Source organism: Streptacidiphilus albus JL83 (assembly GCF_000744705.1).
GTDB lineage: Bacteria > Actinomycetota > Actinomycetes > Streptomycetales > Streptomycetaceae > Streptacidiphilus > Streptacidiphilus albus.
This window is the reverse complement of sequence record NZ_JQML01000001.1, coordinates 4,859,229-4,878,288: the sequence shown is the minus strand read 5'-3', so window position 1 is coordinate 4,878,288 and position 19,060 is coordinate 4,859,229. Positions and strand designations below refer to the sequence as shown.

The window sequence follows — 19,060 nt, the reverse complement described above, 5'->3', positions numbered from 1 at the left end:
TTCGAAGCAGCCGGGGCGACAGGCTGCCGGTCGGAAGGGCGGGCGCCGCATGGGACAAGAAGCACGGAAGCGACTGGCGGAGTTGCTCGACCACGCACAGCAGCGCGGGGACTTCAGCACCCGCATCGACGTGCCTGCCGGCGCACTGCGTATCGACGTGGACGGCCTCGGCGAGCTTCAGCTGCCGCTGCGCGCCCCGGTCACCAGGAAACTGATCGCCCAGGCCCGGCAGGCCCGCTTCGGCCGCGGTGAGCAGACCCTGACCGACACCGGCGTGCGCGACACCTGGGAGATCACCCCGGACCGGTTCACCCTGGGCGGCCCCGACTGGGAACGCACACTGAACGACGTCCTCGGCAGAGTACGTACCGCCCTCGGCCTGCCACCCACAACCATCCTGCGTGCCGAACCCCATGCGCTGCTCGTCTACGGCAAGGGCCAGTTCTTCCTGCCGCACCAGGACTCCGAGAAGCACGACTCGATGGTGGGCACCCTCGTGGTCTCACTGCCCTCGCAGCACAGCGGCGGTGAACTCGTCATCGAACACGCCGGTCGGCGCACCAGCTACCGGGCGTCCGGGAAACGGCTGACCTTCGCCGGCTTCTACGCCGACTGCCGGCACGAGGTCAAGCCCGTCACCCGCGGCTACCGCATCAGCCTCACCATGAACCTGCTCGCCGAACGCACCCGTCCGGCCGACGCCGGCGACGCCGGACCGGCGGCCGACCTGGCCCACTGCCTGGCCGAGCACTTCACACAGCCCGCCGAACAGCGCTACGCCTACGGCCGTTCCCTGCCTGAGCCCCCGCCCAACCGCCTGGTCTACCTCCTCGACCACGAGTACACCCAGCACGGCCTGAAGTGGGACCTCCTCAAGGGCGCCGATGCCACCCGAGCCGCCCTGCTCCGCCAGGCCGCCGAGCAGGCGGACTGCGAACCGGTCCTCGCCCTGGCGGAGGTGAAGGAGACCTGGGACGCCGTACCGCCCTACGACCGCTACGACTACTACGGCGAGACCGAGCACATCGACGACTGCGAAGACGACGAGTGCGAGGGCGACTGCCTCCTCGACCCCGACGGCGAGCCCGGAGCCGAGCTCCGCCGCACCGGAGACTTCTCCGACTACGAGCTGACCGACCTGATCGACGACGAGATCACCCTCGGCTGGTGGACCCGCCCCGACGGCACCGGCGGCGAACAGATCTCGCTCCCCGTCAGCTACGCCGAGGTGTGCGCCACCACCGAGAACAAGGACCTGACGCCCTACCAGTCCGAGTACGAGGGCTACATGGGCAACTACGGCAACACCCTAGACCGCTGGTACCGCCGGGCCGCGGTCGTGCTGTGGCCCCGGCAGCGCTCATTCGCGGCGCGCGCCGATGCCTGCTCCGAGTGGGCTCTGCAGGAACTCCAGGACCATCTGACCGACGGGAAGCCGGAACTGGCGCGATCGCTCGCCCGGTCTCTCGCCCCGTTCTGGAACCACCACGGCTCGGGCCCGGACGTCGCGCCGCTCTTCACCACCGCCCTGTCCGTCGCAGTGGCGCTGAACGAAGCCGACACCGCCACGATGCTCCTCGTCCCCTTCGGGGTGGAGACCCTCACCGAGCACCACGCCCCCGATCTCTCGAAGGCCGCCGCACAGTACGGACGAGCTTGGGTACGGGAAGCCGTCAGCACCTGGTTCGGCCCCGTCGGCGCCTACAGCGGAGCCGACCGTGAAACATGGCTCGAATCCCTGCCCGGCCTCTGCGACGCCCTGCGGACCGCCGACGGCGACGCGGTGTCCACGCTGCTGGTCGACGGATCCTGGAAGACGATCGAACAGCAGCTCACGAGCTGGCTCACCGTGGGCCGCGGGGCCGAACGCCGCACCGGCCTGGAGCGGCTCGGCACCGGTCTGGCCCGCCTCCTCCAGGCAGCCGCCCCCCAGACCGCCGACACCATCACCACCGTCCTGCGCGGGCTACCGGACACCGTCCTGGAATGCGTGCTCCCCGCCCTGCGCACCATGGCCGCAGGCGACGACACATCCACGGCCCACGCCTTCCGGACGCTCGCCGACCACTGCGAGGCCCAGCTGACGGCGCTCCTCACCCGCCCGGTACGGGCGGCGGACGACTGGTCGCTCTCCCCTGCCGGAGCCTGCCGGCCCGGCTGCGACCTCTGCCCCAGCCTCGACGCCTTCCTCACCTCCCGCACCCGCCGGACCACGGACTGGCCACTGGCCCAGCCCAAACGCCAGCACATCCACAGCCGGATCGACCAAACCGGCCTGCCCGTGTCCCACACCACCCGGCGCCAGGGCCGCCCCTTCACGCTGGTCCTGACCAAGACGGACGCGGTGTTCACGCGCGAGCGAAAGGCCCGTGCCCAAGCCGAGACCGACCTGGCATGGCTCCGGACCCAAGGGCCCCAGCCGCACAGCTGAGCGGTGCCGGACGGATTCCCGTCTCCGCACTCAGCGGATCTTCTTGAAGTCGGTCCGTACCGTCAGCGCGGCCCCTGCCACGCTGGTCGACGAAGCGTCTCCCCAGTGGGACCGCGAGCCCAGGGGAACAGTCAGGGGAGCAAGCATCTCCCCGGGCCCCGGAAATACTGACTCCTTCAAGATCGTGTCAGCACCCCTATGCTGACACGTCAGCAGAGAAAACCGGGACAAAAAGACCCTCCTGACAGCGTTTCCGCAGGTCAGAAGGGTCTTCGGGTGTGGAGCCTAGGGGAGTCGAACCCATGCCGAGCACAGCGCTGACCTGCGGCTTTGCCGAAGAACCGGGACAAACACCCCTGTTCCATCCTCCTGAACCCTGCTCGATCCGCCTCGATCCGGCTGGCGTAACCACTGGTGGGCGCGCCTCCTCAGGATCATCAGGAGGCTCCTCTGAAGCTATCGCCCGAGTTGCATCGGCCTCTCAGAATAGGGCGCGGCAGGATGCGGCGCGCAGGACAAAACGGAACCATCCCCGCGGGCGGGGGCGCAGGAGGCTCGGGACGGGGCGGACGGCACCCCTGAGAGGGGGACCATCCCCGCGGGTGCAGGGAGCAGATCGCCGCCATGCTGCCCACCAAGGCCTCCATGGGACCATCCCCGCAGGCACGGGGAGCAGTCGGGCTGGGGAGTCGTGGACAGGTAGATGTAGGGACCATCCCTGCAAGCGCGGGGAGCAGGAATCGGCGGTCAGGTCGCTGTTGGTTTCGAGAGGACCATCCCCGCGGGCGCGAGGAGCAAATGCCGGTGCCCAGGTTAACGAACCCGTTGGAGGGATCATCCCCCCGAACGCAGCAAGCATGGAGCAGTCGATGTTGAACGGTACGAAGCCCTGACCTCGGACCTTCCCTGCGGGCGCAGGGAGCAGATCGCCCCAGCGTGCTTCTCTTCACCCTGCAAGGGGTCATCCCCGCAGACGCGGGGAGCAGCCAATCCTTGAATGGATGGCTAATAACGTCGAAGGACCATCCCCACGGGCGTGGCGAGCAGAGGTCGGCATCCTCGGGGGTCCCCCGCTCGAAGGGACCATCCCCGCGAGCGCGGGGAGCAGAACCGTCAGGCAGGTCCTCGTCGGGGCCGGCCTCGGGCTCACCCAGCGGGCGCGGGAGCACCCGCTCGCAGTGGACGACCCCGCGGATGCTGGGAACAGATTGCCGCGCCGTACGGCGGCTGGCACATCCTGGGAACATTCCCGCGGGCGCGGGGAACAGGGGCGGTCCGTCCGTCTTGTCGGCGGCGGCTGAACTCTGACCCAGTTTCGCCGGTTGAACGCTGACCCTCGGGTCGTCAGTTGATCTTCATTAGCTGGTTTCGTTGACGGCGGTGGGGACGCGGCCCAGGTCGTGGCCGCGCATGCGGTAGGAGTCGCCTTTGAGGGAGTGGACCTCGGCGTGGTGGACGAGGCGGTCGATCATGGCGGCGGCCACGGTCTCGTCGCCGAAGACCTCGCCCCAGCGGCCGAAGGGCTTGTTGCTGGTGACGATCACACTGGCGCGTTCGTAGCGGTTGGAGATGAGTTGGAAGAAGAGATTCGCGGCGTCGGCCTCGAAGGGGATGTAGCCGACTTCGTCGATCACGATGAGCGGGTAGCGGCCGAGTTTGACGAGTTCGTCCTGCAGCCGTCCGGCGGCGTGCGCTTCCTTGAGGCGGTCGACCCACTGGGCGGCGGTGGCGAACGCGGTGCGGTGTCCGGCCTGGCAGGCGCGGACCGCGAGGCCGGTGGCCAGGTGTGTCTTCCCGGTCCCGGGCGGGCCCAGGAAGATGGCGTTCTCCTTGCCCGTGATGAAGTCCAATGTTCCCAGGTGGGCGAGCTGTTGGCGCGTCAGGCCGCGCAGATGGGTGACGTCGAGCTCCTCCAAGGTCTTGACCGCGGGGAAGCGGGCGGCGCGGATGCGGCCCTCGCCGCCGTGGGACTCGCGGGCGGCGACCTCGCGCTGCAGGACGGCGACCAGGTACTCGGCGTGGGTCCACGTTTCGGCCCGGGCCCGCTCGGCCAGGCGTTCGGCGGCGTCCAGTAGCACTGGGGCCTTCATCGCGCGGGCGTAGAACGCCAGGTCGGAGGCGGTCTGCTTGGCAGTGCGACGCCCGCTGGCGGCCTTGGTGGAGGCAGGTTCGGTGGCGTCCTGATCGGTTTCGATGGTGCTGGTCATCGGTTCTCCTCCTGGCCGGCGCCGCCCTGGATGAGGGTGAAGATCCTGTCGTAGGTGTCGAGTTGTCGTTCCTCGACTTCGATGCCCAGGTTGTCGGGGGCCAGGGCGGTGGCGGTGCGCGAGCGTGCGGCCGCGGCGGCTTTGGCGTGGATGAAGTCGCCGCGCATCTGGTCGGCGGCACTCTTGTGGTCGGGGTCGGTGAGGGTCTGGTGGCGGGCCCAGCAGCGCGGGTGCTCGGCCACCAGGTCGCCGCCGTCGGTGACGACGCGGATCAGGTCGGCGTCGCAGGTGACCTGGACGCGGCGGCCGATGGCGCGCGGGTGCACGGAGTAGTCGTTGAGGTCGATGCGCAGGTAGTGGTCGCGGCCGATGCGGGTGTGGAAGAGGTACCACTGCGGGGGGCCGACCGGAGGCAGGGCCAGCATGGCGGCGCGGTCGGCTTCCCAGCGGTCCACGGGGCGGGCCTGGATGCTGCGGTGCAGGCGCCGGTTCGCGCCCTGCAGCCAGTCGCCGAGCTGGGTGTTGAAGTCGTCGGGGCCGGTGAAGGTGCGGCCGGGCACGAAGCTGGTCTCCAGATAGCCGTTGGCCCGCTCGACCAGCCCTTTCGCTTCTGGATCACGAGGGCGGCAAAGATGCACTTTGACGGCGAGCAGGCCCGCGAACGCGGCGAACTCGGTGGTCAGCTTGCCTTGGCCGATGCCGGACTCGTTGTCCCAGACCAGCATCTTGGGGACCGTGCCCCAGTCGGACAGCAGCCGCCAATGGCCAGCGATCAGGTCGCCGGTCTGCCGGGTCGGGATCATTCGCGCGGTGATCATCCGCGAGTAGCCCGAGACCATGACCAGCACCGGCGGGCAGGCGACCTGGCCGTAGCCGACCGGGATGTGGACCGGCGGGAACCACAGGTCGCACTGCGCCAGCTCGCCAGGCAGGTACTGGGTCCGCCCGGTGGGATCCGCGGGCAGGTAGGCGGGGCGCAGCTCACGGACCCGCTCCTTGAGGACCGTTATCCCGCGCTCCCAGCCGATGCGCTCGGCGATCACCGTGGCCGGCATCGACGGCGTCGCCTTCAGGAGCTCGCGGATCGCAGGCTCGAAGGCGTCCACCGCCGAGCCCTTCGCCGCCCGCTCGTAGACCGGTGCCCGATCGGTCGCGATCGCCCGCTTGACCGTGTTCTTCGAGATGCCCAGATGACGCGCGATCGCCCGGATCGGCATCTCCTCGGCCCGATGGAGCCGACGGATCTCAGCCCAGTCCTCCACGGATATCACCCTCTCCTCCTGACCTTGAACACCAAGATCAGGATGACCGGACGACCATCAGGTGGGTCAGATTTGTACCGCCGAATAGCGGTCAGGATTCACCCGACGCCGACACGTCTTCGGGAAGGGGGGCCGTCCCCGTGAGTGCGAGGAGCAGGTACTCCAGGTCAACGGCATCGGCAACGTCGAGGGATCATCCCCGCGGGCGCGGGGAACAGGGGCTCATGCGGGTTCCGCGTACCGGCGGGGTGGGATCATCCCCACAGGCGCGGGGAGCAGCTGGTCCTGCTGTGCCCCTTCGCGACGTACAAAGAACCATCCCCGGAGGCACGGGAAGCAGTCGATGCGCATGTTGCCAGCGCCGATGATCGCGGGCCCATCTCCGGAGGCACGAGGAGCAGTGGAACCGCATGTCGCCCTTGGCCGACGATCGCGGGACCAATCCCGCGAGCACGGAGAGCAGTGGGGCAAAGGTGTTGAGGAACAGAAGCAAGTGGGGACCATCCCCGCGGGCGCGAGGAGCAGTCCATAGTGCCCTCGTCTAGCGGCACCAGCTTGGGACCATCCCTACGATTGCGGGGAGCAGGCCCCGTAGTTCACAACACTGACGTCGCCCTTGAGACCATCCCCGCGGGTGCGGGGAGCAAGTCCTGGAGAACACCGGTGAACTCGAAGTACATGAACCATCCACGCAGGCGCGGGGAGCAGGGCTTCGTGTCCGGGTCCACGCCGACACCGTCGGGACCATCCCTGCGGGCGCAGGGAACAGGGTGCAGACTGGCCGCCATTGAGGTCGGCGTAGGGCCCATCCCCGCGGATGTGGGGAGCAGGTGCTCCTCGGCGACTTTCCCGAACCCCTTCTTGGGACCATCCCCGCGGGTGCGGGGAGCAGAGCCCACGCTTGCACGACGCCCTGGCCGCCTTGGCCGCCCTGGGACCATCCCGGCAGGCGCGGGTAACAGCTGGTGACCTCCAGGAACTTCTGCATCGAGTCGGGACCATCCCCGCGCTAGCGGGGAGCAGAGGGACTGGGCCCTCGTCATGATCCGATGACTACATTCAACTAGTCATGGGCGGGGCAGGCGCCCCCGTGCATAAGCGCCCCATCACCAGGTGAGGGCGGGGCCAACTGAGTGAAACCTCTGTATGGGCTTCGCTGCTGTGTCAAGGGCAACAGTGTTTGGCTAGTTTTGCAGCTTGCTTAGCTGCAATATTTGCAGCAGTATCTGATTCATGAGCACCCTCACTCGTAGAACAGTGGCACGGAAGTCCGTGCCCGTGACAGCAGAGGACGCCCAAGCCGTCGAGCGAGTCCGGCAGCCGCAAAGCGTGGAACGCGCAGCCCTCGCCGCGCTGGGCATCGAGCTATCCGAGAACCCTTCAGAAGCAGAGGCCCTCCAAGCCCTCATGGAAGCCGGCCGAGCCGCCGTCCAGCAGCAGGTCATGGTCAGCGGCTACGCAGCCCTCGCCGCGTCCCAGAACGACGAAGATCACGAGTACGAGCAGACAATGCGGCAGCGTCGCCGCGGATCTAGCGAGGACTGAACTGCGTGCCCGAGATCACTCCCGTGCGCGGTGTCGTTTACCGCGCAGACCTAGGCAAAGGCCCTAAGCCCTTCCTGGTCGTGTCGAACAATGCGCGAAACCAGAAGCTGGACAGCTGCCTGGCCGTCCGGATCACCACAACCCAGAAGCCAGAGATGACCAGCATCGTTCCGCTGGGCTCCGCAGACTCTCCTCTCGTCGGCTGCGTTCTCTGCGACGACATCGTCGAACTATGGCGGGACGAGATCAAGGGCACCCTTGGAGCGCTCAGCAAGGAGACCATGGTGAAAGTCGCCACGGGCCTCAGAGCGGCCCTTGCGCTGCTTTGACTTCGACAGAGCGACACGTGAGGCCCCGACCATCCGGTCGGGGCCTTCGTCGTGCTCAGCTCCCGCAGCTCCCGCAGTTGCCTGTTGGCAACGTCCATGTCCTCCGGCCGCAGCCAGCTGAGTGCGGCGCGGACATCGGCGGCGTCCGGCCAGAGATCACTTTCCGTCGCAGCTCCCCGGCAGGCACAAGCTGAAGCTCGGCCTCGTACGCCACCCATGGTGATGTCTCCGTCGCCGTGGAGCACCCGGGCGACCCTGCCAGGCCGTTCCCCGAGTTGGGCGGCGAGCTGCTTGCGGTCGACGCCGGAAGCAGCCATGGCCTGGACCAGGCAGGGCCTCTCGACAGAGACGGGCCTCGGCGAGGGCGGCGAGATCCGCCGGGGTGGCAGCAACGCGCTCGTACAGGGTCATCGCCGCTTCCCGTCGACTGCCCCGAGCGGGTCCCCAGCCTGCCCGACGACTTGCGCGTCCCAGCCCTGGTGCCAGTCCGCCGTGTGGGCCAGGTCGCTGACTGCCCGGTGCAGGTACTGCCGGACGTCTCCCCTGACGCCGAGTGGCAGGTAGACGGCGATGGTATAGCCGTCCCGCTCCAGCGTCGGAGTCTACTCGGCCCGCATCTCCTGGACTGCGGCGGATCACCCCCGCAGGCGCGGGGAGCAGTTCTACGGGTCCATGTTCAGTGGCGACATCGCGGGACCATCCCCGCTGGCGCGGGAAGCAGATCGGCATGAACGTAGAGCTGATCCCGTACCTGGGGCCATCCCTGCGGGCGCGGGGAGCAGATGTGGCTGCTGGACGACATAGACGGCCCGATGGGACCATCCCCGCAGGCGCGAGTAGCAGACGGGCCAGTCGATGCCCATCAGGTCCTGCACGGGACCATCCCCGCGGGCGCGGGGAGCAGTTGGCGATGCTGGTCGCCCAGCTCACCCTCGTGGGATCATCCCCGCGGGCGCGGGGAGCAGACGATCCGCGAAGAGCATCGGGCCGTCCCCAGGGGACCATCCCGGCGGGCGCGGGGAGCACACCGGCGACGTCGCGGCTGGCAGGCTGATGTAGGGACCATTCCCGCAGGCGCGGGGAGCAGCTGGCTTCGGCGCAGTCTCGGAAGGAGTTCATGGGAACTCGTAATCGCGCTGCCTCGGCTCAGGGACCGGCGGAACTCAGCGGATCTTCTTGAAGTCGGTACGCACCGTCACGGCGACCCCGGCGAGGGTGAAACCGACTTCCTCGCCGAAGCGGTAAGGCACCGCCGAGGTGTACTCGTCCCCCTTCGGCTCCCGATACAGAACGCACTCCCCGGTCAGCACGTCCACGATGAGGTACACCGCGATGCCACGCGCCGCGTACTGGTTGAGCTTGCGCCCATAGTCCTGACCGACCGTGGAACGCGACACGCTCTCGGCAACGAAGTGCACGTGCTCCTGCTTGACGAAAGCGTCCCCCGGACCGAGCACTCCCGCGTCCACCACCAGCACGTCCGGCTCAGGCGTGTAGCCGTCCAGCTCCGGCAGCACCCCCTTGTCCCGCGTCACGTGCAGCCCCGCCTCGCCGGCGAGCTGCTCCGCCAACTGCAACCGGATCGAGTCATCCGCCTCGCTGTGGGCCTCCGTCACCGGGGACATGTACAGACGCCCCTGGTCGAACAGCAGCTTGACCGCCTTGGGCAACTGCATCGACCGCCGCACCTGCCGCAGCCACTGCGCGTACTCCGGGTACATCGTGCTCATCGCGCGCCTCCCAAACGGCCAACGGACACCGCCATCGTACGGGCCGACACGTCCCCACGGACGTCACACCGACAGACCGCACCACCCCCGCTCCGCACCCCGGCCCGCTCTCCAGACCTAGGGGAGATGCTCCCCGCTGTCCCCTGGAAGTCTCGTACGTACCTGGGTGCGCCATAGCGACACACGGACTCGCATTTCCGCAGGTCAAGCGCATAGTGATCCCAGGCAACCCGTAGGGTCAACAAGAGCAGACCGCATCCAAGCTTGCCTCCCCGAGCTCCCAGTGGGCACGGCCGTGCCCACCAGTGGTTACGAGAAATGCCCTCCGACTCCACGTTTCCGCAGTTCAGAGGGCATTTATAGGGTGGAGCCTAGGGGAGTCGAACCCATGCCGAGCACAGCCCTGACCTGCGGCTTTGCCGAATAACCGGGACAAACACCCCTGTTTCCATCCTCCTGAACCCTGCTCGATCCGCCTCGATCCGGCTGGCGTAACCACTGGTGGTCACGCCCCCTGAGGGGCGTCAGCAGGCTCCTACGGGGCTACCGTCCGAGTAGCCGGGGGTGATGCGTCGCCACAGGTAGGCGCTGGCGCGGATGAGCGGTGGGGTGTCCTCGCTGTGGCGCCGAAGCCGTCCGTGATCCGGGCGAGGGCGAAGCACGCGCCAACCGTCACCAAGACGGTCAGGCTGCATAAGGAAGGCACCTACGGAACCAGGTGATTGGCATCACTCGTTCGAGTGAATCGACCTCTTCGGCAGTTTCCCACTCTAGATGACCGTACGCTGACAGAATGGTCTGGTCGCCGCTAGGCGTCGCATATTCGCCGGTTCGTAGGGCGGTTCCGGCCCGGCCTGGAAGGGACCCACGTGGCAGACAACCCGCCCGGCGAGGTCGTCAAACTGGCGTATCCGGTCGCTCCCAGGCGGATACGCGTGATTGTCAGGATCGCGGTGGCTGAGGTCGCGCCGGAGGAGATACCGCTTCTCGATGCACTCGGAGGCATGGACGAGCGGCACGTCCTGGGCCGGTTGGCGGCCGGGGGACGGCGGGGTGAGGCTCTGGGTTTCGGTATGGGAGAGGCTGCGGCACTGGCCTACCCGGTGCTCTGGTTGGCCCTCTCCGCGTTCGTGCAGGATCTCGCTAACGGCGCCGCTACCGGTCTCAGCGGCCAGGTCAGGAAACTGCTGCGCAGGGCACTGCGGCGGCCACCAGCCGAAATAGTGCCCGCTCCGCTGACCCTGGAACAGATCACCGTAGTCTGTGACAGCGTCCTGGAGGCAGCCAGAGAGCACGGCTGGAGCGAGAACCGTGCCAGACTCGTCCGGGACAGCCTCGCCAGGATCCTGATTGCGCCTCCCGTCGAGCCACCGAGAGCACCAGGTCAGCTCCCTGACCAGCAGCCGCCCCCCGTCAGCTAATCCCAGCGCTGATGCCATGTCGACGGTTCAGCGGAGCGACGCGCAGGTCCTGATCCATGAGCGCGCCCTCGGCGCGGGCACCACGATGCGCTTTGTGCTGCTGATAGTTCTGATGCTGGTCGCCAGTGCGTCCACCGCGCTCTCGGTACGTGACGACCTGTACCGGTATGCGCAAACGTCCTGCCAGCTGGCAGCCGGGGTAGATCCCTCCAGCACCTCGGTCTCCAGCTCAATCGTCCCGCTGGGCGAGCAGGGCGCCTACCATGCCTGCCTGGCGGTCTACGCACACGTGCCCCAGTGGTGGCTCCCGCTGCTGTGGCCCGTCGTCGTCATACTGCTCGCAGCCGCCCTGGCCTCCTGGGTCCCACTGTGGAGGGCGCGGCCACGCCGCGCCGTCGCTCTGGCTGAGGTCGACCCAACCGGCGAACTGCGTCGCACCGTCTCGACCTTGGCTCTGCGTGCCGGGCTCAGCCGTCTGCCGAGCGTGGTCGTGAATCCGACCGCGACCACGACGGATGCCTCAGTCTTCGGCCGCACCGGACGACCGATCGTCCGGCTGCACGGCGGCCTCCTCGCCCAACGGGTGATCAGCCCCGGCGGCTTCGAGGCCGTGCTGCTCCACGAGTTCGCTCATATCCGTAACCGGGACGTGACCCTGGCCCATGCAACCATTGCCCTGTGGCGGGTCTTTCTCCTGGTCGTGGCACTGCCGTACTCGGCGCTCCAGGTCTATGTATTCCTAGCAGACTCCGCTGCATGGTCGCTCGATTCGGCAGACGACGGGCCTAGGCAGATCGCGTCCGTAGCGTTAATGGTCGTGCTGGTCTACCTGGTCCGCGGCGATGTCCTGCGTAGCCGGGAGGCTTATGCGGACTTGGCCGCCGTACGGGCCGGCGCCGACCCGCGGCAGTGGTCGACCGCCCGTCAGGATCTCGCCCCCGGCCGCCTGCGGCGCACCCTGGGCGCGTTCGCGGAGCTCTGGCGGCCGCACCCGCGCCGCGACCTGCGTGCAGCCGTGCTGGCCGATCCGGGTCGGCTCCACGGTGCGAGGGCACTGCCGATGTTTGCTACCGGGGCTCTTGCGGCATTCCTCTATTCCCAGGCCTGGTACTACCTCAAAACATACGGTTTCACCGGTAACGGGGTGCTGTGGGCGGTAGACCTGAGTGCGGCTGGCCTGGTGGCGGCCATCGCCGGGGTCATGCTCTGGCGGGCCGTGGCCCACGCGGTGGTTACTGGCGGACCGGTCCCGACCGGTATGCGGGAGGGGGCATGGTTGGGCACGGGATTCGCCCTCAGTGATCTGATTACTGGCCAGGAGGTCGTCGGCGGGTGGCTACCGGGCCAGCCCGAGTTCCTGTTGCTGCTCGTCTGCGCTGGAGTGGTCTTCTCCTGTTGGACCACGCAGTGCGCGCTGCTCTGGGCCCGCAGCTGGCCCGGTGGCGGGATCCGGTTGGCGATGGTCCCGACGCTGTTCGCGGCCGGACTGGGAATGGCCTGCTGGTTTGCCTGGTGGCAGGGCGGCGGGGAACTACTCGCTGCCGGTTGGCCGCTCGATACTTCCCCGCTGCGTCAAGGAATTGAGCAGGCCTTCCCCGGCCACGGGGATGGGCACGCTCTAGTCATCCGTGCGTTCCTCGAAGTGATTCCTGTTATCGCATCGGTGGAGCGGGGGCCGCTACTGGGAGCCGGAATCACCGCGTTGTGGACCGTGCCCCTGCTGGCCTGGAGCATGCGGCCAGGCTCAGGGACCCCCCGCTGGGTCCTCGGAGCGCTGCGCGACCCGGGTGACCTGGTCGCGCTCAGCTGGGCGGAGCCTGCGGACCAGCAGCGGGGCTCGGTGCGGCGGCTGTTGCTACCCGGGCTCCTCGGCACGGGTCTGGGTACGGGCATGGCCCTTGGCGCATACGCGTACGCGCACACGCTGAGACCCAGCCCACTGGTCGGGGGAAACTATCTGATCTACCTCGCGTTGATCTATGCCGTGGCGGTGGCTTCGGCCGCGTGTGCAGCTGCCTTCGGCGCAGCTCTCTGTGCCCACCGTTACCGGCTGGTGGCGACGCTGATCGCCGCGGAGACGGCCGCGCTGGGAGGCCTGGGCGTGGTGTTCCTGCTCGGCTCGACCAACGGGGGGTGCCTGCCCGCGCTCTCCCTCGACCGGACAGGCTGTGGCTGGAGGCCCGGCCCGATCTGGCAGGCCTTCTCAGTCGTGCTCGCTCCTGTGCTGATGAGCGCCCTGGTCTTGGCCGGGCTGACTGCAGCGGTCGTCTCTCTGGTGCGCAAGCGGCCCGACCGAGGACAGAGACCGTGTCGAGACCGTTCGACCCTGCCGCCGTCGCGCGCATGCCGGCGCAGTCTGCGGGTATTGCTGGCACTCGGGTGCGCGGCCGCACTGGCGCTGAGCGCCCCGCTCACCGATCAGGTGGCCGACGGCGGCCACCTCTCGACGTCGTCCGTCACTAGCATCGACCTGCGCGAGGCTGGGCCCCCGGTGCCGAGCGCCATCCGCCGCGCACAGAGCCGGGCCTGGCTGGCCTACGGCGGGCAGCGCTTACTCAACCGCTTCCTCGCTGACATGCAGCAGGTGGCCTCCACAGCGTCCCAACCACCGACGGTGGTGGCCGCCACTGCCGGGCCCTTGTGCGCGGAACTTGGTGCACTGGACCAGCAGGCCGATGGCTATTTCACCGTTCCCGATCCAGCCTCGCAACAGCTGTGGCCAGTGTTCATCGCACAACTTGGTAACGCGGCCCGAAGCTGCGTGCAGTACACCGCACGGCGCGAGACCTCCCTCTTCGCCGCCGCGCTGCAATGGGCGGTGGAATCTACGCAGATCGCCGAGGCCATCCAGATCCGACTCGATGAGGTCACAGAGCAGGGTTCGGCGGTGGCCACTACACCGGTGGTAGTGCACTACCAAACGGTCCCGGTGACAGCCTGGAACGAGGAAGGAGCCCAGAGCCTGCTGGTCACCTTTGGCAGCGAATGGCAGGATCTGTCGATGTATGTCTCGGCAGCACACGGGCAGCTGATGACCACTTCGGTCCTGCCCTACTGCGGGCAGCTGAGCAAGCTGGGGCAGGATGTGTCGGCCTACTTCCCCGTCTCCGACGCGGTCACCCAACGCCTCTGGCTCGCGTTCGCCGGACAGGTGGCCCAGGGCGGCACGCAGTGCACACAGGCGATGACCCAGGTCAGCTCCAGCCTGTTTGAACAATCGCGCAGCTCATTCGCACAGGCCAGCCTGACCGCGGCGGACATCGAGTCGCGCCTGGCCGAGCTCGGCACCAGGGGTGCCGGGGGGTGACGGAACCCGGTCAACCCGTGAGGCTCGGCGCCAGCGCCGCGGCGAACCGGATCGCGAGCGGACACACGTCCAGCTGTACCGAATCGGTCGGCCGCTGCGCCTCCACAACGGTCTCGCCGAAGGAGGTGTGCCAATACAGTACGCAGGCCAGCCCACTGGTGGTACTGACCTCGGTCACGGCGGGCAGACCCGGAACGGACACCGAGACGGGCGTCACTCCGCTGGGTCCATTGATCGGAATAGCCCCGGCAAAATAGACGAGGGTGAAGGTGCCGGGACCACTGGGGTCCGAGGGGTCCAACAGCGGGCTCTGCCACTGGCAGTTGCGTTCCTGCGCGGGGCTCTTTGTAGCCGGTGCCTGCCCCTGCGAAAGCGCCAAGTCGGCCTGGACCGTCGGCGTTACGGCCGAGCAGGGATCGGCCAGTTCGCCCGCCAGGGGCGATCCAGAAGTTACCGGCGAGCTGGTCGAGGGTGTACCCGTGCTGGAAGGGGGACTGATCGCAGAAGGCCGCGCAGAGCCGTCACCGCCGGAGAGCGCGAAGACTGCAACGGTGATCAGGCTGGCGACAGCGGCCACCGCCAGCACGGTCACGAGCGCGGCTGCCCGGACCGACGGGCGCGCGGGAAAGGCGGGGATCGCGCCACCGCTGCTACCCGCCAGCAGATCCCTGGCCTGGACGGCGTTGGGGCGGCCGTCCGGGTCCTTGGTGAGCAGCCGCGAGACCAGCAGTCTGAGCTGGTCGTAGCCGTGCACAGGCATCGGCGGCGGGGCGGGCGAGAGCACCGAGGCAACGGTCATGGCGGCAGAGTCACACAAGTACGGCGGTTGGCCTTCGAGCACGTGGAAGAGCGTCGCACCAAGGGCGTAGAGGTCGGCGGCGGAGCTGGCCTCGTTACCCATGAGCAGTTCGGGGGCCGCGTACTGGATCGGATCGAACGCGGTGGCCGACCTGATCCCCACGTCAAGCCTTGGGGGCGGCACCCCCAAACTGGTGAGCGCGACGTTGCCCACCGCAGTGAACACCACACAGTCAGGTACTACACGCCGGTGCGGCAGGCCCGCGCCGTGTGTAGCACCGAGCGCGTCGAGCAGGCCGCGAGCCAGCAGCGCAACCGTGGTCGCGGGGAGAGGGCCGTGATCGCTGATCAGCTCCCGAAGCGTGCGGCCCCCGGCAGCCGCTGCGATGATCCACAGAGTCCCGTCCTCCACGAAGACATCCTGAACAGCGGCCAAGGCAGGGTGGCATATCCCGGCTGCATTCCGGGCCTCGTCGGCTGCCGAGGCCAACCAACCCGCAGCGGCCACCGGGTCGGGCGGAACGAACTCGTTGGCAGCAACCAGGGTGCCGAGGTTCTGGTCCAGGGCTGTCCAGAAGGTGCTGTCCGCCTCCGACCGGATCCGTTCGCTGAGTCGGTACCGGCCCCCGACGACAAGTCCCACCTGTCCGTTCATCGTCAGCCCCCGCTGTACGTGCACGTTGTCCGACACCAAGGCTGACACATCTGTGATGCACGGTCAGCTAGGTCCGCTAAGTGGCTGCTGCCGTTCCGATCTTGGGTCGTGTTCGTCGAACGAGAGTCTCGATCGGGTGACCGCAGTCGGCGCCGAGCATAGGTCTTAGAGAGCTTGGCCAGGTTGGCCCGATCCGCTCCGCACCAGCGGAGGTGTTCACCGGAACCTGCGATCCGCCACCTCGGCTCAGGGGGCTGACAGAACTCAGCGGATTCTCTTGAAGTCGGTACGCACCGTCACGGCGACCCCGGCGAGAGTGAAACGGACCTCCTCGCCGAAGCGGTAGGGCACCGCCGAGGTGTACTCGTCGCCCTTGGGCTCCCGGTACAGCACGCACTCCCCGGTCAGCACGTCCACAATCAGGTACACCGCGATGCCGCGCGCCGCGTACTGGTTGAGCTTGCGCCCGTAGTCCTGACCGACCGTGGAACGCGACACGCTCTCGGCAACGAAGTGCACGTGCTCCTGCTTGACGAAAGCGTCCCCCGGACCGAGCACTCCCGCGTCCACCACCAGCACGTCCGGCTCAGGCGTGTAGCCGTCCAGCTCCGGCAGCACCCCCTTGTCCCGCGTCACGTGCAGCCCCGCCTCGCCGGCGAGCTGCTCCGCCAACTGCAACCGGATCGAGTCATCCGCCTCGCTGTGGGCCTCCGTCACCGGGGACATGTACAGACGCCCCTGGTCGAACAGCAGCTTGACCGCCTTGGGCAGCTTCATCGACCGCCGCACCTGCCGCAGCCACTGCGCGTACTCCGGGTACATCGTGCTCATCGCGCGCCTCCCAAACGGCCAACGGACACCGCCATCGTACGGGCCGACACGTCCCCTCGGACTTCACACCGACAGACCGCACCACCCCCGCTCCGCACCCCGGCCCGCTCTCCAGACCTAGGGGAGATGCTCCCCGCTGTCCCCTGGGAGCCTGGTGCGTACCCAGGTGCGCCAGGGCGCCACACGGATCCGTGTTTCCGCAGGTCAAACGTATGGTGATCTCCGGCAACTCGAAAGATCAACAGGAGCAGACGGCGCCCAGCTTGAACCCCTGAGCTCCTGGTGGGCGCGGCCGTGACCACCAGTGGTCACGAAAAATGCCCCCCGACTCCACGTTTCCGCAGGTCAGAGGGCATTTATGGGGTGGAGCCTAGGGGAGTCGAACCCCTGACATCCGCCATGCAAAGACGGCGCTCTACCAACTGAGCTAAGGCCCCTCGGCGGAAGAACAAGCTGTCCGCCGCGCACCAGGGTACCGGTTCCCGGAGCAGAACCGGACCTCGACCCGGACCGGCGGCCGCAGCCGTCCGGCCCCCTCCGCAGGCGCAGCCCCGGCCGGGGCCGGGGCTGCGGAGACTGGGGTGGTGCCAGGCTAGCGGGCACCGACCGGGACAGCGTCCGTCGCCTCGGTCCACAGGTCCTGCTCGGCGCGGTCCGCCTGGACCTGGCGGTACACGAAGTACCCGCCGAGTGCAGCCAGGGCTACCAGAAGAAGCTTCTTCACCGCGCGACCTCGTCCTTCTTGCGTCTGATCCGGTACTGAGCGGCGGCAACCGGGCCGGTTGCCGTCCTTCCGGCCGATGATACACACCCGGCCTGCGGGACAACCGGGCTCCCGGCAAGCCCTTGCGCAACCCGTACAGTCGCGTGACCACCGCCAACACGCCCCCGACCAGCCGCGATTGACGCAGCGGCGGACGTCCGTCGGCCGCCGCGCGGGCTCAGCCGGCCGCCCCGGGCAGCCGGACGACCGCCTGCCCGCCGTCGAGATCCACCCGTGTGCGCGGAGGCGCACCGTCGCCCTCGTCGTCACGGAGCATCAACGAGCTCTTCCGCTCATCCAGTTCGTGCTGCTTCCCGGCGGAGAACACCAGGTGCAGCTGCTCGAAGCCGGTCGAGCTGACCTGGCCCTCCCGGCCGGAGCCGCGCCAGGGGATCCACGAGGTCCTGCTGGCCCGTAGCGCGATCTGATCGATCACCATGACCGCAGTGAGCAGGATGACCAGTCCGGGCACCGTGAGCGCCACCAGAGCCACCATCGCACCCACGCCTTCCGACTCGTCCGACTCGTCCACGGGACCGGAACGCACGAAGGCCCCGGTCGATTGTACGACCGGGGCCTTCCGGGCAGTGGACCTAGGAGGACTTGAACCTCCGGCCTCTTCCTTATCAGGGAAGCGCTCTAACCGTCTGAGCTATAGGTCCGTGTTTCCTTGCCTGCGCTGCGTTGAAAGATTAGCGCACCGATGCCGCTCCGCCCAAATCCATTGCCTCCGTCAGGGCCGGGAGGTGCGGAAACGCCTGAGCCCCCGCCGTCGGCGGGGGCTCAGGACAGGCTTCGGAACCGCTCTCGGTCCGCTTCGGCTCAGTCCTCTTCGGCGAGCGTCAGCTCGATGCCGCCGGTGATGCCGGCCGCCATGTTGTAGATGAACGACGCCAGCGTCGACAGGGCCGTCAGCAGCACCACGTCGATCACCGCGATCAGACCCGTGGTCATCAGCACGTTGCCGAAGGACAGGTACGACTGGAGGTCGAAACCGCCGTTGGTGTCGGAGCCGGTCGCCTGCTTGATCGTGCCGCCGACCGAGCTGAACACGCCCGCAACGTCCAGCAGGATCCACAGCAGCGAGGCGCCGACCAGGGTGACCACGCCCAGCGCGATGGACAGCAGGAAGCTGATCTTCATCACCGACCACGGGTCGGTCCGGGAGACCCGCAGCCGGGCCCGCCGGGTCCGGCCGGACGGCGGCGCGGACGGCGCCGACGCCGGGGCCGGACGGGCCGCCCCGTCCGGCCGTGCCGCCCCGGGCACCCTGGTGCCGCCGGGAGGCGTCGGCTGGCCCTTCTGGTACGTCGTCGGCGTCGAGTAGCCCGAGCGCCCGGCAGCGGGGGCCGCCGCGGGCGGAGCCGCCTGTGCCGAGGCCGTGTGCTGCTGCGCCGACTGCTGCGGGTACTGCCCCGGCTGCGCGCCCGACTGGGGCTGCGCGGACGGCGCCGACGGCGGACCGCCGGCCTGGCGGCGGCGCGCCGCGGCGGTGCCTCCGCCGACGACCGTCGGCCGCACCGCCGTGGCCTCGCCCGCCATCTGTCCGCCGGCCATCTGACCGCCGGCCATCTGACCGCCGGCCATACCGCCCTGGGGCACGCTCGGCCCAGGGCCCTTCCGCCCCGAAGCGGCGTTGCCGCCAGCGGCGCCCGTGGCTCCACTCACCCTGGATCCTCCCGCAGTTCCCCACCCAGGGCAGGTCAGCCCTGGATCATGTGTTGTTGTACAGCTTCACGTCACCGCGTCCGCGCACCGCGGACGGCCGGCCCCCTGCACCC

Annotated in this window: 12 protein-coding genes and 2 tRNA genes; 4 read left to right on the top strand and 10 right to left on the bottom strand. The window is 68.5% G+C overall.

Annotated features, from left to right (window positions below; genetic code table 11):
* Nucleotides 1-49 precede the first annotated feature (49 nt).
* Complete coding sequence (locus BS75_RS21145; protein WP_052069583.1) at nt 50-2,431, top strand: 2OG-Fe(II) oxygenase; 2,382 nt, start codon at nt 50-52, stop codon at nt 2,429-2,431.
* 1,358 nt (nt 2,432-3,789) lie between these two features.
* Here the strand turns inward: BS75_RS21145 and istB are convergent.
* Both istB and istA read right to left on the bottom strand, forming a co-directional pair.
* Nucleotides 3,790-4,638 (bottom strand): IS21-like element helper ATPase IstB, encoded by an 849-nt coding sequence (gene istB, locus BS75_RS21140; protein WP_034086704.1) that lies wholly within the window; start codon nt 4,636-4,638, stop codon nt 3,790-3,792.
* Nucleotides 4,635-5,909: an IS21 family transposase gene (gene istA, locus BS75_RS21135; protein WP_034088311.1), complete on the bottom strand. Its 1,275-nt coding sequence runs from the start codon at nt 5,907-5,909 to the stop codon at nt 4,635-4,637. The genes istB and istA overlap by 4 nt, the downstream gene beginning before the upstream one ends.
* A 1,541-nt stretch (nt 5,910-7,450) precedes the next feature.
* On the opposite strand from istA, the gene BS75_RS21125 reads away from it, so the two are divergent.
* Complete coding sequence (locus tag BS75_RS21125) at nt 7,451-7,774, top strand: type II toxin-antitoxin system PemK/MazF family toxin (RefSeq protein WP_081982488.1); 324 nt, start codon at nt 7,451-7,453, stop codon at nt 7,772-7,774.
* 1,163 nt (nt 7,775-8,937) lie between these two features.
* On the opposite strand, the gene BS75_RS21120 is transcribed toward BS75_RS21125, so the two are convergent.
* On the bottom strand, nt 8,938-9,495 hold the full coding sequence (locus tag BS75_RS21120) for a Uma2 family endonuclease (RefSeq protein ID WP_231607847.1): 558 nt from the start codon (nt 9,493-9,495) through the stop codon (nt 8,938-8,940).
* A gap of 878 nt (nt 9,496-10,373) precedes the next feature.
* On the opposite strand from BS75_RS21120, the gene BS75_RS21115 reads away from it, so the two are divergent.
* Together BS75_RS21115 and BS75_RS21110 are read left to right on the top strand one after the other, a co-directional pair.
* Nucleotides 10,374-10,925 (top strand): hypothetical protein, encoded by a 552-nt coding sequence (locus BS75_RS21115; protein WP_152646106.1) that lies wholly within the window; start codon nt 10,374-10,376, stop codon nt 10,923-10,925.
* A 16-nt stretch (nt 10,926-10,941) separates the two neighbouring features.
* Nucleotides 10,942-14,232, top strand: coding sequence for a M48 family metalloprotease (locus tag BS75_RS21110; RefSeq protein ID WP_034089373.1), 3,291 nt, complete (start codon nt 10,942-10,944; stop codon nt 14,230-14,232).
* A gap of 10 nt (nt 14,233-14,242) precedes the next feature.
* On the opposite strand, the gene BS75_RS21105 is transcribed toward BS75_RS21110, so the two are convergent.
* The 7 genes from BS75_RS21105 to BS75_RS21080 all read right to left on the bottom strand — a co-directional run bounded on the left by BS75_RS21105 (nt 14,243) and on the right by BS75_RS21080 (nt 18,947).
* Nucleotides 14,243-15,721, bottom strand: coding sequence for a serine/threonine-protein kinase (locus BS75_RS21105; RefSeq protein ID WP_152646105.1), 1,479 nt, complete (start codon nt 15,719-15,721; stop codon nt 14,243-14,245).
* Between the two features lie 228 nt (nt 15,722-15,949).
* Nucleotides 15,950-16,516 (bottom strand): Uma2 family endonuclease, encoded by a 567-nt coding sequence (locus tag BS75_RS21100; RefSeq protein ID WP_034089371.1) that lies wholly within the window; start codon nt 16,514-16,516, stop codon nt 15,950-15,952.
* A 364-nt stretch (nt 16,517-16,880) separates the two neighbouring features.
* Nucleotides 16,881-16,953 (bottom strand) — tRNA-Ala (locus tag BS75_RS21095).
* Between the two features lie 155 nt (nt 16,954-17,108).
* Entirely contained in the window at nt 17,109-17,240 is a 132-nt protein-coding gene (locus BS75_RS50445) for a DLW-39 family protein (RefSeq protein ID WP_225446657.1), read from the bottom strand.
* 217 nt (nt 17,241-17,457) lie between these two features.
* On the bottom strand, nt 17,458-17,775 hold the full coding sequence (locus tag BS75_RS21090; RefSeq protein ID WP_034093466.1) for a DUF6191 domain-containing protein: 318 nt from the start codon (nt 17,773-17,775) through the stop codon (nt 17,458-17,460).
* Between the two features lie 92 nt (nt 17,776-17,867).
* Nucleotides 17,868-17,941 (bottom strand) — tRNA-Ile (locus BS75_RS21085).
* A 160-nt stretch (nt 17,942-18,101) separates the two neighbouring features.
* Complete coding sequence (locus tag BS75_RS21080; protein WP_231607846.1) at nt 18,102-18,947, bottom strand: DUF3566 domain-containing protein; 846 nt, start codon at nt 18,945-18,947, stop codon at nt 18,102-18,104.
* Nucleotides 18,948-19,060: the final 113 nt, after the last annotated feature.

Excerpts from the sequence above, each read along its gene's own strand:
- BS75_RS21145 (WP_052069583.1), top strand. The coding sequence starts at position 50 with ATGGGACAAGAAGCACGGAAGCGACTGGCGGAGTTGCTCGACCACGCA.
- istB (WP_034086704.1), bottom strand. The coding sequence starts at position 4,638 with ATGACCAGCACCATCGAAACCGATCAGGACGCCACCGAACCTGCCTCC.
- BS75_RS21120 (WP_231607847.1), bottom strand. The coding sequence starts at position 9,495 with ATGTACCCGGAGTACGCGCAGTGGCTGCGGCAGGTGCGGCGGTCGATG.
- BS75_RS21110 (WP_034089373.1), top strand. The coding sequence starts at position 10,942 with ATGTCGACGGTTCAGCGGAGCGACGCGCAGGTCCTGATCCATGAGCGC.
- BS75_RS21100 (WP_034089371.1), bottom strand. The coding sequence starts at position 16,516 with ATGAGCACGATGTACCCGGAGTACGCGCAGTGGCTGCGGCAGGTGCGG.
- BS75_RS21090 (WP_034093466.1), bottom strand. The coding sequence starts at position 17,775 with ATGGTGGCTCTGGTGGCGCTCACGGTGCCCGGACTGGTCATCCTGCTC.